Source organism: Bradyrhizobium sp. 25ACV, from assembly GCF_054863005.1.
The window spans coordinates 78,302-92,754 of record NZ_JAVAYO010000019.1 but is presented as its reverse complement, the minus strand read 5'-3'; the positions used below and the strand labels follow the sequence as shown (position 1 = coordinate 92,754).

The window sequence follows — 14,453 nt, the reverse complement described above, 5'->3', positions numbered from 1 at the left end:
TGCTGCGCACCCCCATCGCAACCGCGTCGCGATCCTGCTATGATTGCGAACCATGACTTCGCGCGACTCCGCCCCGTCTGAAATCACACCGGCCGTGCTGCTGCGCGCCTATGCCTGCGGCATCTTTCCGATGGCCGAGAGCGCCGAAGATCCGACCCTGTTCTGGGTCGAGCCGGAGCTGCGCGGCGTCATTCCCCTCAACGGATTTCGCGTCGCCTCGCGGCTCGCGCGCACCGTGCGCTCGGATGTGTTTCGCATAACCGTCAACACCGCGTTCAAGGCGACGATCGCCGGCTGCGCCGCGCCGCAGGCCGGACGCGAGGACACCTGGATCAACAAGCGCATCCGTGACCTCTATGGCGGCCTGTACGAGCTCGGCCATTGCCACAGCGTCGAGGCCTGGCAGGGCGCGGACCTCGTCGGCGGGCTGTACGGCGTCAGCCTCGGACGGGCCTTCTTCGGCGAGAGCATGTTCCACACCGCGCGCGATGCCTCGAAAGTCGCTCTGGTGCATCTCGTCGCGCGGCTCATCCATGGCGGCTTCGAGCTGCTCGACACCCAATATGTCACCGAACATCTGAAGAGCTTTGGCGCGGCCGAGATCTCGCGGCGGCGCTACACCGGGCTGCTCGACAAGGCGCTCGCAGGCGAGCCCGGCGATTTCCTGAAGCTCTCTGCGGGTGAGGCGATCCCGGGCGCACGCGCGCTCGAGATCATCGCCGCGCGGCAATAATCGATAGCAGCCTTAGCGGCCGAACCCCGGGGGATTTGGCCTAGCGGCCAAACCCCGGAATACCGAACAGACCCGGCCGCTGCTCGGGAGGCGGAGGCGGCGGCGGTGCCGGTTGCTGCTGCTGGATCGGCGGCAGAGGCTGCGGCGGACGCTGCTGCACCTGCTTCGGCGCGGCCTTCTTCTGCGCGGGCGGCGGCGGAGGTGCGGGCTTGGTCGCGGGATCCGGCGCTGCGGTCGCAATGGTCTGCTGCGGCTCTTTGCAGTCGGTGAGCCAGATGTCGTAGATCGGGTGCTCGACGCCGTGCAGGCCCGGGCTTGCCGCGTACATCCAACCCGAGAAGATCCGCTTCACCTCGCCCTGCAAGGTGATCTCGTCGACCTCGACAAAGGCGTCGGTATTGGTGGCCTCGGTCGCCGGCCGCGTGTAGCAGGCGTTGGTCTTGACCCTGAGCGCGCCGAACTGGACGGTCTCGCCGATCTCCTCGTCGAAATTGATGATGCGTCCGGTGATCTTGTCGAGCCCGGAGAAGGTCGCCTTCTTGTTCACGATCTTCTGGGCCGGCGGCTCGGTGACAACCTCGTCGCCCGGCTGCAGGCTTGCCGGGGTCTGCGGCACGGCGCCACCCGGCCCGCCCTTCTGCTGCGGCTGGCGACCCGGCGCACCCGGCTGGCCGGCGCCCGGCGGCGCGACCGCCACAGGCGGCGGCTGATTTGGCGGGGCGACGGTGGAGCCCGGCGGCGGCGCCAGAGGCTGGGTCTCAACCGGCCCCGGCATCACATTGCCTTGCCGTCCCTGAGGCGGAGGCATCGGGCGCGACGGCAGCACGCGGCCCTGCGGCGGCAGCTCCGGCACCTCTTCGTCGTCATCGGGGATCTGCTGCGGCTGGGGCTGGCCACGCGGAATGTTGCCGGGCGGCCGCAGCGGCGGCGGATCGGAAAAGATCGTGCCGATCTGCGCCTGAGCCGACGTCGCAACCGTCAGTGCGGTGGCGGCCAAAAGCGCCGCAAGACCTGTCAGGGTAATGGTTCGAAACATCTCGCGCGGCTTCAACAGCGAATCGGGCTTGTTGGACATTCTACAGGGGATACCGCCGCTCGCAGGCCCTCCGGTTAACACGGGGAATACGGCGGGGGAAGGGCGGCATCCCTGCCCTGCCCGCCGCCCGCTGGCCAGGGCGGCTGGCGGGTGGGATAGTCGGAGGCCCCTCCCAGGGGCGCGAGGCGGGCATCGCGCCCCGAAAATGACATCCAACGATAACCGGAAACCCAGAGGTGCGCCCTTCCATGCCCGTTGTGCTCGATCCCGATGCCGCCGCCGTCTACAGGGCTTTCCAGGAGGCCGGCCGCCCTGCCTACGAGACCCTGACCGCGCCGGAAGCGCGCGCCTATTATGCTCAGGCGCGCTTTGCCACCAACCCCGAGCCGCCGGAGCTCGCGCGCGCCACGCCGCTATCGATCCCGGCACCGCACGGGGCGATCCCCGCGCGCCTCTACGTGCCGAAGGAGCCGCGCCGGCACGACGGCCTGTCGCCGGCGCTGGTGTTCTTCCACGGCGGCGGCTGGGTGATCGGCGATCTCGATTCCCACGACGTCGTCTGTCGCCAGTTGGCCGACGCCGGCGCGCTGATCGTGATCTCGGTCGACTACCGCCTCGCGCCCGAGCACAAATTTCCCGCGGCCATTGAGGATGCCATCGCCGCGACCCAATGGATCGCCGCGAACGCGCGCGAGCTCGGCATCGACGCCTCGCGCCTGTCGATCGGCGGCGACAGCGCCGGCGGCAATCTCGCCGCGGTCGTGGCGCTCGCCGCGCGTGAGGCTGGCGGCCCCGCACTCGCGGGCCAGGTGCTGATCTACCCCGCCACCGATTTCGCCATGACGCACGGCTCCCACAGCGAGCCCGAGACCAGCGTGCTGCTGACGCATTCGGTGATCCGCTGGTTTCGCGACCACTACCTCAGTGGCGCCGCCGACATCCATGACTGGCGCGCTTCGCCGGCGCGTGCGCAAAACCTGGCCGACCTGCCGCCGGCCTATGTGCTGACCGCCGGCGCCGATCCGCTGCGCGACGAAGGCGACGAATATGCCGAGCGCCTCAAGCAGGCCGGCGTATTAGTCACGACCAAGCATTATCCCGGCCAATTCCATGGCTTTTTCACGATGGGCAAGCTGTTGCAGCAGGCCAATGTCGCCGTCGGCGAGATCGGCGCATGGTTGAAGGGATTGGGATGACAGTCCCGTAGCCCGACGCACCAACGATACCGATGCCTCTCCTTCTCCAAACCATCATCACCTTCCCGCTGCGCGTCCTGACATGGCTCGGCGGCCAGGGCACGCGCGGAGTCGCCGCTGTCGTATTCATCGCGGCCGCGGTGCCACCGCTCGGCGCGCTGCTGCGTCCCTATCTCACCGAGGCGATCCTGTGCCTGCTCTGCATCTCCTTCATGCGGGTCGATCTGGCCGCCCTCTACAGCCATCTGCGCCGGCCGGCGCTGGTTGCAACTGCCACGGCCTGGACCACAATCGGCGTGCCGCTGATCGTCGGATTGATCGCCCACGCAACCGGACTCACGGCTCGCGCCCCCGGGCTTTCGCTCGCACTGATGCTCCAAAGCATGGCCTCGCCGATGATGGCCTCTCCGGCACTGGCCGCTCTGATGGGTCTCGATGCCACGCTCGTGCTGATCACGCTGGTGACCTCTACCGCGCTGGTGCCCTTCACGGCCTCGCTATTCGCCGGCCTCTTCCTCGGCGACATGCTGAGCGTCACACCGCTGACGCTGGGCCTGAAACTGCTCGGTATCCTCGCAGCATCGCTGCTGGCCGCCACAGTGATCCGATGGATCTTCGGCGCGGCGGCGATCCAGCGTCACAAGACGCCGATCGACGGTCTCAACATCATCATCCTCTTCATCTTCGCTGCTGCGATCATGGGCGATGTCGTCAGCGACCTTCTCGCACAGCCGCTGTTCACCCTCGGCCTCGCAGCTCTCTCATTCGCGATCTATTTCATCCTGCTCGCGATCACCACGCTGCTATTCCGCCGCATCGGCTATGAGCGCGCGCTGGCGCTCGGGCTGATGGTGTCGCAGCGCAATCTCGGCTTGATGCTGGCGGCGACGGCCGGCGCATTACCGCCTACCACCTGGCTCTATTTCGCGATGACGCAGTTTCCGATTCACCTTGCGCCTTACATGCTGATGCCGATCGCGCGGCGGCTGACGGTACGCGCGAACACCTCCAGCTCTGCTGCGACAAGCACGCCCTAACCCGCCCTCGCCGCGCGCCGCAGCGCTTGCGGCGGCTGGCCGAAAGCGCGGATGAAGGCGCGGCGCATTCTTTCGGGATCGCCAAACCCGGTCGCCTCTGCGACCAGCTCGATCCCCTCCCGCGAGGACTGCACGCGCTCGCGCGCGACTTCGAGCCGCAGCCGCTCGATCGCTTTCGACGGCGTCGCGCCGGTCTCGGCGGCGAACGCGCGGGCGAAATGCCGTGCGCTCATGCCGGCACGATCGGCGAGGTCCTCCACCGTCAGCGGCGCGTCGAGATTTTCGCGCGCCCAGGACAACAGCGCCCCGAAGCGGCCGTTCGGCGTCTTCAGCTCCAGCAGCGAGGAGAACTGCGACTGGCCGCCACTGCGGCGATGGTAGAGCACGAGCTGTCGCGCGGCTGTCTGCGCGATCTCCTCGCCGTGGTCCTCGGTGACCATCGCGAGCGCGAGGTCGATGCCGGCGGTAATGCCGGCGGACGTCCAGACATTGCCGTCGCGGGTGAATATCTGGTCCGGCTCGAACTTCACCTTCGGATAGCGCGCGACGAAATCGCGCGTCCGTCCCCAATGCGTGGTGGCGCGGCGGCCGTCGAGCAGCCCCGCCTCGGCGAGCACATAGGCGCCCGAGCAGACGCTCGCGACGCGCACGCCGCGCCGCGCCAGCCGTTGCACGAAGGCGCGCGTGACCTCGCAGCGCGCGGCATCCGCAACGCCCGCGCCGCCCGCGATCACCAGCGTCGTGATCGCATTCGCCGACTTGAAATCACGCGCCAACATCTCGACGCCCGACGAGCTGCGCACCAGTCCTGCGCTCGCGGCCAGCACCCGCAGCGCAAGCGTCTTGCCGGTGCAGCGCGCCGCGACCTCGAACACCGAGATCGGGCCGGCCGCATCGAGCAGCTGGAAATCCGGGAAGATCAGGATGCCGATCATAGCCTGTGTCCGAAATAGAGGGAATTAAGCCATTTCAGACATAACCGCACCATGCCAATCTTCCCGCGTCAAGCTCATCTTTGGAGGACCTGCCGATGTCGTCACCGCTCCAGATCGGCCTTCTGGTATTCCCGCGCGTCACCCAGCTCGACTTCACCGGTCCCTTGCAGGTGTTCTCCATGGTGCCCGGCGCGAAGCTGCACCTGATCTGGAAGCGGATCGAGCCGGTGCCGAGCGATTCCGCGCTCATCGTGACGCCGACCACGACATTCGGCGACTGCCCGCAACTCGACGTCATCTGCGTACCCGGCGGCCGCGGCACTGACGACCTGCTCAATGACGACGAGGTGCTCGACTTCCTGCGCCGGCAGGCCGAGGGCGCCAAATACGTCACCTCGGTGTGCACGGGTTCGCTGGCGCTCGGCGCCGCCGGCCTTTTGAAGGGCTACCGCGCCGCCACCCATTGGAGCGCGATGGAGATGCTCAGCCAGTTCGGCGCGACGCCGACCAAGGCGCGCGTCTGCGTCGATCGCAATCGCTTGACGGGCGGCGGCGTCACCGCAGGAATCGATTTCGCGCTGACGCTGGTGTCGACGCTGATCGACCGCACCACGGCGGAGGCGATCCAGCTCGGGATCGAATATAATCCGGCGCCCCCGTTCACTTCCGGCTCGCCCGATACCGCGCCCGCCGAAGTGCTCGCTTCCGTCAAGCAGCGCATCGAGCCTTTGCAGGCCCACCGCCTCGATGCCGTCGAACGCGCGGCGGCGCGTCTGATGTAGGCATTCCACCTTCGGTGGTGGAACTGAGATTTCGGGAGGCGAGTTAAGCCCGCACGAAACTCACAGCATCCGGAGCGCAATCATGGAGCATCTCCACTACCCCAACGAAAGCACTGAGTATCGTGCCGCGCGAAATGCATTGCTGGATGAGGAGATTGCCCTCCGGGCTCAGATTGAGGTCGTTTCTGCCAGGCGTCGCGCGCTGCCGCTCGGTGGCGAGGTGCCCCAGGATTACGTTTTCGAGCGCATCGGCAAAACGAGCATGCCGGAACAGGTCAGGATGTCGGAGCTGTTCGGCCCGCATGACACGCTGATCCTGTACAGCTTCATGTATGGGCCGGAGCGCGAGCTGCCCTGCCCCGGCTGCACCCATTTGCTTGACGGGCTCGACGGCGCCGCACGGCATGTCGGCGAGCGTGCCGCGCTTCACATTGTTGCAAAATCGCCGATCGCGCGTCTCGCCGCCTGGGCCCACGAACGCGGTTGGGAACATCTGTCGCTGCTGTCCGCCGCCGGCAACAGCTTTGACGCCGATTACTTCGGCGACACCTCGAAATTCTCCAAGGGTATGCGCGCGCAGCACCACGTTCCCGAGGGGCAGAACTGGGACGAAACGATCTTCAACGTCTTCAAGAGAGCGAACGGCAAGATCAGGCACTTCTGGGGCTCGGAGATGAGCTTCGCGCCGCCCGCGCCGAAGCAGCATCATCGCGCCGGTGATCTGGTCGATCCGCTCTGGGGCCTGCTCGACATGACGCCCGAAGGCCGCGGCGACTTCTTCCCGAAGGTGCGCTACGGCTGAGGCGCGCAAACCGGCCGACGAAGTGCCTCAAAGAAAAAGGCCGCTCGGTTTCCCGAGCGGCCTTTCCTGTCTTACGGCGGCTGCACATTCACATCGGGCGATTTCGGACCTTCCAGACCGGGGGCCTATCTCCCGATCGAGTCCTTGTCGGCGGCCGCTGCATTTCGGGACAGTCGCGAACTGTTGCCCGAACCGAACACGATGGTTTCCCATCTCCGTAAGATGGGAATCATTGAGCCGCATCGCCCGCATCAGTGCAACGACCGCGCAAGCGTCATCCCCGCTGTTCCCGTTGTCCACAGCGGCGTGATGCGGATGCGGATGCATCCAGTCGAACGATGGAAGACCGCGGGCAGTTAGCTAGGCGTCCAGGGCTGATAATCGCCGGTCGCCTTCGGACGCTTGCCGCCGGCGAGGGTCGAGCCCGAGGGCCGATAGGCCTTTGCCGTGCCGGTGAGATTCGGCTGGTGCGGCTTTTCCCATTCGCGCGGCTGATAGTTGGCCTCGGTCGGCGGCACATCGACAACGTGATGAATCCAGCCGTGCCAGGACGGCGGAATCCGGCTGGCTTCCGCATAGCCGTTATAGACCACCCAGCGTCGCTCGAAGCCGAGCGTCGGATCGACCGCCCCACCGCGGGTGCGATAGTAGAGATTGCCCTGCTCGTCCTGGCCGACCAGCTCTCCGTACCGCTTGGTCCAGAGCTGGGTGCCAAAAGTCTGGCCGTTCCACCAGGTGAAGAACTTGAGGAAGAATTGTTTCATGCGGCAAGGGCCCTGCTTCGTCGGGTCCTGATGCCATCCGGGCGGCGAAATGTCCAGTTCGGCGGGGCGGCGGTGCCCTCGGCAAATGCGCCGGCCTCGCCATGAACGCTGCCGCAAATCGGACGCGATCCGTTCATGCCGGGTACAGCCATTGGGAGCGAGGCTCCGTTCACGCGCAAACCGGCGTGATCCCAGGAACCCCAGCCCTTTCATAGGGTTTGCTTCCGGGAAAGGAGTTTTATCATGAAAAGCCTGAAAGTTTTGAGTGCCGCCGCAGCGCTGGCGCTCGTTCTACCCATGACCTCACCGAGCTTTGCACAGGGGCCCGGCGGCGGTGGCCGTGGCGGCGGTGGTGGCGGCCACGTCGGCGGTGGTGGTGGTGGTGCTCACTTCGGCGGTGGCGGTGGCGGCGGCGCTCACTTCGGTGGTGGCGGCGGCGCGCGCATGGGTGGCGGCGGCTTCGGTGGCGGAGCACGGGTTGGCGGCGGCCCCGCGTTGCAGGGCGGTGGCGGCAACTTCGCGGCCGGCCCAGCGGTACGTCCGAGCGGCGGCACGTCCTTCACCGGTGGCGTCAGCCGTAACTTTGCAGCCGCCAACGGCGGCACCTGGCAAGGCCGCGGCGGCAACTGGAGCGGCGGAGGCTGGCATCATCATCATCATCGTCGCGGCGGCTTCTGGCCGGGCTTCGCGGCCGGTGCGGCGATCGGTGGCCTCGGCTCGTATGCCTATTACGGCGGCGGCTATTACGATGACCCCTACTACTATGGCGACAGCTACTATGATGAGCCGTCCGTGGCGGTGGTCCCGGATAGCGGCGGCGACCCTGCCTATTGCGCGCAGCGCTACAAATCATACGACCCGGCGTCGGGCACCTATCTCGGTTATGACGGCCAGCGGCATCCCTGCCCCTAAGACGGCCTGAACAATCGATGCAACAAATCGCATGGGCGGCGCCGGCCATCACCGGCGCCGCCCATGTCTGTTCTTCGAGCCGCTGCAGTTTCGCCAGTCGTCTTGCCGATCGCGTCTGGCCTCGCGATCCCCTCGACTTTGCTTCAACCTTTCATCGAAGTTGCTCGCACCTCGCGTGCCGCGCGCGCTTTTGCGCGATCCATGACGTGTGGATGACACACATGGCCCGAAACACCTGACGGAACTGCGCGTCGCAGCCCTATGCACCGCACCATGCATATCGACCCTGATCCAATCCAAAATTGACCCGAGACACGATTCGCGGATATCACCAATCACAGTGGGGACTTCGATTACTGGGAAGTGTCATGCCGCGTATTCTCGTGGTTGATGACGATCCGATGGTCGGCGCGACCATCGAGGTCCTCCTCCAACGTCAGGGCTTCGACGTCACGCTGGCCGACGGCGGCGAAACAGGACTGGCTGCGCTGGAAGCGCAGGCCTTTGAGGTGATGCTCGTTGATATCTTCATGCCGCATATGCGCGGCTTCGAATCCATCCGCATCTTTCACGAGCGCGCGCCGGCTACTCCGCTGATCGCGATGTCCGGCTATGCCTTCGCCTCATCCGCCTCGCCCTCTCCCGATTTCCTTCGCATGGCGCTGGAGCTCGGGGCAACGCGCTGCCTGCGCAAGCCGTTCACGCCGGACGCGCTGCTGACCACGATCCGGGAATGCCTCGCCGGTCCGGGCGAGAGCGCACAGCCGAAGGACAAGAAAGAATCCCCTTGATCCCAACGCAGCGCGTCATTCTCGGTGCCGGACTTGCCATCCTCCTGATCATCACTGCGGCCTCGATCGCCCTCGACGTCAAGTCGCGGTCCGACACGACGTGGGTCAATCACACCGTCCAGGTGCAGCAGAAGATCTCCGATCTGCGCGTGCTGCTTCGCCGCGCCGAGAGCGCCGCACGCGGCTATGAACTCTATCGCAGCCAGACGCTCGCCGACGAGTTTCAGAGCGTGCGGGTCCAGATCGCGCCGGCGCTGGCCGAGCTGAAGCGCGGCGTGCGCGACAATCCCGATCAGGTCGCGCTGCTGGAGGGCACCGAACCGCTGGCGCTGCGCCGGGTCGAGATCGCCGCCGAAGCGATGCGCCTGCGCGCGGCGAACGACCAGGCCGGCATTACCGCGCTCAACAGCAAGGCCGAGGGCCGCGGCCTGATGGACATGGTGATGGGCAATCTCGACCATCTGAGCGCGGATGAAGAACGCCTGCTCACCGCGCGCTCCCAGGATTCACGCCGTACCGGCATCGTGCTGCTCGGCATCGACGTCGCCGGCGCCGTGCTGATCCTGCTGCTGGTGGCGCTGGTGATGCGCGAGAGCCAGCGCGCCACGGTGCAGCTGCAGAGCACGCTCGAGCAAACACAAGCCGCCAAGCACGCGCTCGAAGCGGCGGTGGCCGAGCGCACCGAGCATCTTGTGACCGCGCATGACGAGCTGCGCCTGTCGGTCAACGTGCTGCAAAGCACGTTTCACAGCATGGCGGAGGCGGTGCTGGTCATCGACGCCGAGGGCAACGTCCTGCTGTCCAATCCGGCCGCGGAGCGCATGCTGCTGCATCGCGCCGGCATGAACCTGCGCAATCTGCGCGCGCTGTCGGATGTGTTTCACGGCGACGGCGTCACGCCGATGAAGGCCGACGAGCTGCCCTCGGTGCGCGTGCTGCGCGGCGAGCAGTTCGAGGACCTGGAGATGATCGTCCGCCCGCACAGCGGCAATCCTCCCCGCCATCTCATGATCAGCGGCCGGCCGATGCTGGACGGGCAAGGCGACATCACGGGCGCGGTGCTGGTCTATCACGACGCCACCATGTCGCGCGAGACCGAGCGGCAGCTGTACCAGTCGCAGAAGCTGGACGCGATCGGCAAGCTGACCGGCGGCGTCGCGCACGACTTCAACAACATGCTGACTGTAATCTCCGGCAACACCGAGACGCTGGTGGCGAGCCTGAAGCAGCAGCCCGAGCTCCAGCGCGCGGCGCGGCTGATCGACGATGCCGCCGAGCGCTGCGCCGAGCTGATCCAGCATCTGCTCGCGTTTGCGCGCAGGCAGCCGCTGCAGCCGCGCAACGTCGAGATCAACGCCGCGATCGCGGACATCGCGAAACTCCTGCGCCCCACCCTCGGCGAGCAGATCCAGATCGAGACCGTTTTGGAACAGGGGCCGATGACCGCGCACATCGATCCGTCCCGGCTCACCAATGCCGTGCTCAACATGGCGATCAATGCGCGCGACGCCATGCCGAACGGCGGCAAGCTGCTGCTGGAGACCCACCGCGTCGTGCTGGATGAGGCCTATGCGCAGGCCCATGCGGACGTGGTTGCCGGCCCCTACGTCATGCTCGCCGTCAGCGACACCGGCACCGGCATGTCGCCCGACATCCAGCAGAAGGCGTTCGAGCCCTTCTTCACCACCAAGGAGGTCGGCAAGGGATCAGGCCTCGGCCTTTCCATGGTCTACGGCTTCGTCAAGCAGTCCGGCGGCCACATCAAGATCTACAGCGAGGAAAACCACGGCACCACGATCAAGCTCTATCTGCCGCCCGGCGAAGGCACGGCGGACGTCGCAGCCGCCGCCGCGCCGCAGGTCGAAGGCGGCGCCGAGATCATCTTCGTCGTCGAGGACGACAATCTCGTGCGCAACTTCGTCACCGCGCAGCTCGAGAGCCTCGGCTACAAGACGATTGCCGCGCCCGACGGCAAATCCGCGCTGGAATTGATCGCGGCCGGCCAGCCGTTCGATCTCCTGTTCACCGACGTCGTCATCCCCGGCGGCATGAGCGGACGCGACCTCGCCGACGAGGTAACCAAGCTGCGGCCCGGCGTGAAGGTGCTCTACACCTCCGGCTACACCGACAACGCCATCGTCCATCACGGCAAGCTCGATGACGGCGTGATGCTGCTGACAAAGCCCTATCGCCGCAACCAGCTCGCCGAGATGATCCGGAAAGCGCTGGGCGGCGGGACGATGACGGCGAGCTAGGGGGTGCACTCATAAATCGGCGATGTCCGCCTATCCCCAACAACGGTGCAGTAGCGGACGTAGCAGGAGGTCCGAGAAGGGCCAGAAGCAATCATTCCGGCCGCGGGCCGGATGCGGTGCCGTCGCCGCGCGGCAGGGTAATAATAAACTCAGTAAAAGCGCCAGGCTCGGTCTCGACGTCGATCCTGCCGCCGTGTTGTTTGACAATGATGTCATGGGTCATTGAGAGGCCGAGCCCCGTTCCTTCTCCGGCCGGTTTAGTGGTGAAGAAGGGATCGAAAATCTTTTCTCTGACTTCGGATGAAATGCCGACACCATTGTCGCGAATCCGGATTTCGACTGTCTTGCCAAGGTTCTTGGTGGCAGCGCTAAGGACAGGCTCAAAGGTATCGTCGGCTGCTTCGGCCTTTCGCCTAGTCGCGGCATAGAAACCGTTCGAGATCAGATTAAGCAACGCGCGCGTGATCTCCTGCGGAAACAGCTCGGCCGCACCCGCATTCGCATCGAAGTCGCGCTGCAGCGTGATGCTGAAGCCGGGCTTTTCGGCGCGTGCGCCGTGGTAGGCAAGATTGAGGCTTTCATCCACCAGCGAATTGATGTCGGCGGGCCGCTGCTCACCCGGCCCCTCGCGGGAATGCAGCAGCATGTTCTTGACGATGGAGTCGGCGCGCTTGCCGTGCTGCCCGACCTTTTCCAGATTCTCCTTGAGCAACTTCGTCAGTTCGTTGACTTCCTCGCGGAGCTTGTCGTTCAGAGCAGCGGCTTTCAGCGTATCGTTCAGCTCGTCGATGAGCTCGGCAGAGAGCGCGGAGAAATTGTTGACGAAGTTGAGCGGATTCTTGATCTCGTGGGCGATGCCGGCGGTGAGTTGACCGAGCGACGCCAGCTTCTCGGTCTGCACCAGGCGGTCCTGCGCGGCGCGCAGGTCGTCGAGGGAACGAGTCAAATCGTCAGTGCGCTCGCGCAGCTCGCGGAGCAGCCGCGTGTTCTCGATGGCGATCACCGCTTGTGCCGCAAAATGTTCTAGCAACTCGACCTGCTTGTCGCTGAACTCTTGCACCTCCTTGCGGTAGACGGCAAAGGCGCCGATAAGCTCGCTCTCCTTGAGCATCGGCACAATCAGAACGGTGCGGGCTGCGGCGACCTTGTAGATCAGATCGTCGGGATACTCGATGGCAATATCGGCAATGTGAACCAGCGCCTTGGTCTCGACGAGGCGCCCCAGCGAAGGCGTCCCATCAAACGGCGCGATGAAGTGTGGCGGCGTTTCCTGGTCGGGCGCATACAATTGCGGCACGTTTTGCGCGGCCATTCGCGCCACCCGCCGGAACCTGTCGCCTTCGTATAGGAGCAGCGTCCCAAAACTGGCGCTGCAGATGCGCACGGCATTTTCCAGCATGGCCTCGAACACGGGCCCAAGCTCACCAGGCGAACTGGATATGACTTTCAGCACTTCCGAAGTCGCGGTCTGCTGCTCCAGCGCTTGATCCAGCTCCACAGTCCGACGTTCAAGCTGCGCCTGTAGATCGGCAATCGACGCTGCCTCGCGACGAGTGACAGATGGGGCTATCCCGCGCTTGGTCTTGGCCGATTCGCGACCTTTTGGCGAACTTCTCCTGCGGGCTCTCGCCTTGGCTGCCTTGTTGCCCGTCTTTACCACGCGCGTCATTTCCGGCCCCCGGGTCGAGCGCGGGCATCTTATCTGTCTTGGCCATCGGAACGGAAGGGCGGTTCGCCCAGTCAGCCGCAGACTAGCCGCTTAACGTCCGGCTTGGGTCACAAGCAGTAATGCTCTGGCCGATCAGAAGATCTCCGCTCGTCCCTCTGGAGCGGACATTGCCTTGATGAGTACTCTAGGGCGTGAACTGCCGAAGGGGCGCTGCAGTCGCACCATATAAGAGGTCGAGGGCACTGGCTCCTGATGTGAGTTCCGGTTGTCCTCTTGATGCGCCGTAGCTCGCCCGGATCCGCGCCCGAGGTGTTTAGACACCGCGCTATGCAACGAGTAAGGCCGTATTGATCTCGATCGGGCCGGTCTCAAGCAAAAATCAAGCGCATCTCAAGGACAAATCGTCTCACCAGCCCAATCTCTGAGCATGCTCTCAGCGACAAATGTTGGAGCCGGTGTCGCGCCAGTCCGCTTGCGGAGCGCGATACCGAGCGCAGTCACCAGATGCACAGCTAGGATCATGGTCTGCGGCCGGAATTGACGGCGCAGCTTCGACAGGTGCTCGCATGAAAAGACGAGAGTTCATCTTGTTGATTGGTGGAGCATTGGCCTGGCCTGCGATCGCACGGGCGCAGGGCGGAGCCAAGCTGCATCGGATCTTCTGGGTCTCCACCGAGTCCCAACCAGATCCCTTCCTGGACGGCTTTCGCGAGGGAATGCGCGCACTGGGATACGTCGAGGGCAAGACCGTAACCTTCGAGACGCATTATGCCCCCGGAGATCCGCAGGCACTGCGCAAGATCGTCTCCGAATTGCAGCGAGGGGATATCGACCTTGTGGTCTCGAGCGGTCCGGCGACACGCGTCATGACTGCGGTCACCGACGTCCCCGTGCTGTTTGCATTGAGCGGTGACCCCGTCGCTTTGGGTGTGGTGAAGAGCCTTGCTCACCCCGGCACCAATTTCACCGGCAGCACATTCCTGTCGCTCGAGCTGGCAGGAAAGCGCGTTGAGCTGCTCAAGGACATTTATCCAAAGCTGCGAAAACTGGCGGTCTTCTCGAACACGGATCATCCGGGAGAGCCATTGGAATGGCGTGCGACTTTGGAGTCGTGCCGGAATCTCGGCATTGAGGCAGCCTACGTTCCGTTCTGTGGCGCCCGCGAAATCGAGAATGGGTTGATGGCTGCCGGCAAGGTGGACGCGGATGCTCTCCTCGTGTTTCCCGATGTTGTGACGCTGGTGCATCGTGCGAAGATTGCGGAGTTTGCAATCGCGCACCGACTGCCTTCGATGTTTGGCTGGTCTGAATATTGTGACGCTGGAGGTCTCTTGAGTTACGGCGCAAACCAGCGCACGACCTATTATCGGCTTGCCACTTATGCCGATCGCATCCTGCGCGGTGAAAATCCGTCAGATCTTCCGGTGATGCGCCCCGAGAAGTTTGAACTGGCAGTCAATCTGAAGACAGCCAGGCTTCTGGGTATCGACCTGGATGTGTCGTCGATCCTGTTTCGCGCCAGCAAGGTGATCTCCTGAGAG

At 65.0% G+C, this 14,453-nt stretch carries 13 protein-coding genes; 9 read left to right on the top strand and 4 right to left on the bottom strand.

Annotated features, from left to right (window positions below; genetic code table 11):
• Window positions 1-52 precede the first annotated feature (52 nt).
• Window positions 53-733 (top strand): leucyl/phenylalanyl-tRNA--protein transferase, encoded by a 681-nt coding sequence (gene aat, locus RAD04_RS33025; RefSeq protein ID WP_461627127.1) that lies wholly within the window; start codon window positions 53-55, stop codon window positions 731-733.
• A 40-nt stretch (window positions 734-773) separates the two neighbouring features.
• On the opposite strand, the gene RAD04_RS33020 is transcribed toward aat, so the two are convergent.
• Window positions 774-1,808, bottom strand: a complete 1,035-nt coding sequence (locus RAD04_RS33020; RefSeq protein ID WP_461627126.1) for a DUF2155 domain-containing protein — start codon at window positions 1,806-1,808, stop codon at window positions 774-776.
• A gap of 209 nt (window positions 1,809-2,017) precedes the next feature.
• Here RAD04_RS33020 and RAD04_RS33015 point away from each other — a divergent pair, with 209 nt between their 5' ends.
• Both RAD04_RS33015 and RAD04_RS33010 read left to right on the top strand, forming a co-directional pair.
• Window positions 2,018-2,965, top strand: coding sequence for an alpha/beta hydrolase (locus RAD04_RS33015; RefSeq protein ID WP_461627125.1), 948 nt, complete (start codon window positions 2,018-2,020; stop codon window positions 2,963-2,965).
• A 32-nt stretch (window positions 2,966-2,997) separates the two neighbouring features.
• The gene (locus RAD04_RS33010) at window positions 2,998-4,002 is read left to right on the top strand and encodes a Na+-dependent transporter (protein ID WP_461627124.1); all 1,005 of its coding nucleotides are present in this window, start codon (window positions 2,998-3,000) and stop codon (window positions 4,000-4,002) included.
• Here the strand turns inward: RAD04_RS33010 and RAD04_RS33005 are convergent.
• Window positions 3,999-4,937: a GlxA family transcriptional regulator gene (locus RAD04_RS33005; protein ID WP_461627123.1), complete on the bottom strand. Its 939-nt coding sequence runs from the start codon at window positions 4,935-4,937 to the stop codon at window positions 3,999-4,001. The genes RAD04_RS33010 and RAD04_RS33005 overlap by 4 nt on opposite strands.
• A 95-nt stretch (window positions 4,938-5,032) precedes the next feature.
• On the opposite strand from RAD04_RS33005, the gene RAD04_RS33000 reads away from it, so the two are divergent.
• Together RAD04_RS33000 and RAD04_RS32995 are read left to right on the top strand one after the other, a co-directional pair.
• Window positions 5,033-5,719, top strand: a complete 687-nt coding sequence (locus tag RAD04_RS33000) for a DJ-1/PfpI family protein (protein ID WP_461627122.1) — start codon at window positions 5,033-5,035, stop codon at window positions 5,717-5,719.
• An 82-nt stretch (window positions 5,720-5,801) separates the two neighbouring features.
• On the top strand, window positions 5,802-6,521 hold the full coding sequence (locus tag RAD04_RS32995) for a DUF899 family protein (RefSeq protein ID WP_461627121.1): 720 nt from the start codon (window positions 5,802-5,804) through the stop codon (window positions 6,519-6,521).
• A 356-nt stretch (window positions 6,522-6,877) separates the two neighbouring features.
• On the opposite strand, the gene RAD04_RS32990 is transcribed toward RAD04_RS32995, so the two are convergent.
• Window positions 6,878-7,285 carry an NADH:ubiquinone oxidoreductase subunit NDUFA12 gene (locus RAD04_RS32990; RefSeq protein WP_461627120.1) on the bottom strand — a complete coding sequence of 136 codons (408 nt, stop codon included), beginning with the start codon at window positions 7,283-7,285 and terminating at the stop codon, window positions 6,878-6,880.
• Between the two features lie 243 nt (window positions 7,286-7,528).
• Here RAD04_RS32990 and RAD04_RS32985 point away from each other — a divergent pair, with 243 nt between their 5' ends.
• From RAD04_RS32985 to RAD04_RS32975, 3 genes are all read left to right on the top strand, one after another.
• Window positions 7,529-8,197, top strand: a complete 669-nt coding sequence (locus RAD04_RS32985) for a BA14K family protein (protein ID WP_461627119.1) — start codon at window positions 7,529-7,531, stop codon at window positions 8,195-8,197.
• A gap of 368 nt (window positions 8,198-8,565) precedes the next feature.
• The gene (locus RAD04_RS32980; protein ID WP_104464395.1) at window positions 8,566-8,988 is read left to right on the top strand and encodes a response regulator; all 423 of its coding nucleotides are present in this window, start codon (window positions 8,566-8,568) and stop codon (window positions 8,986-8,988) included.
• Window positions 8,985-11,243 (top strand): CHASE3 domain-containing protein, encoded by a 2,259-nt coding sequence (locus tag RAD04_RS32975; protein ID WP_461627118.1) that lies wholly within the window; start codon window positions 8,985-8,987, stop codon window positions 11,241-11,243. Before RAD04_RS32980 ends, RAD04_RS32975 begins: the two co-directional genes overlap by 4 nt.
• Window positions 11,244-11,334: 91 nt before the next feature.
• Here RAD04_RS32975 and RAD04_RS32970 read toward each other — a convergent pair whose 3' ends face one another.
• Window positions 11,335-12,912: a sensor histidine kinase gene (locus RAD04_RS32970; protein ID WP_461627117.1), complete on the bottom strand. Its 1,578-nt coding sequence runs from the start codon at window positions 12,910-12,912 to the stop codon at window positions 11,335-11,337.
• 566 nt (window positions 12,913-13,478) lie between these two features.
• Between RAD04_RS32970 and RAD04_RS32965 the strand changes: the two genes are divergently transcribed.
• Window positions 13,479-14,450 carry an ABC transporter substrate-binding protein gene (locus RAD04_RS32965; protein ID WP_104464392.1) on the top strand — a complete coding sequence of 324 codons (972 nt, stop codon included), beginning with the start codon at window positions 13,479-13,481 and terminating at the stop codon, window positions 14,448-14,450.
• The last annotated feature ends 3 nt before the right edge of the window (window positions 14,451-14,453 follow it).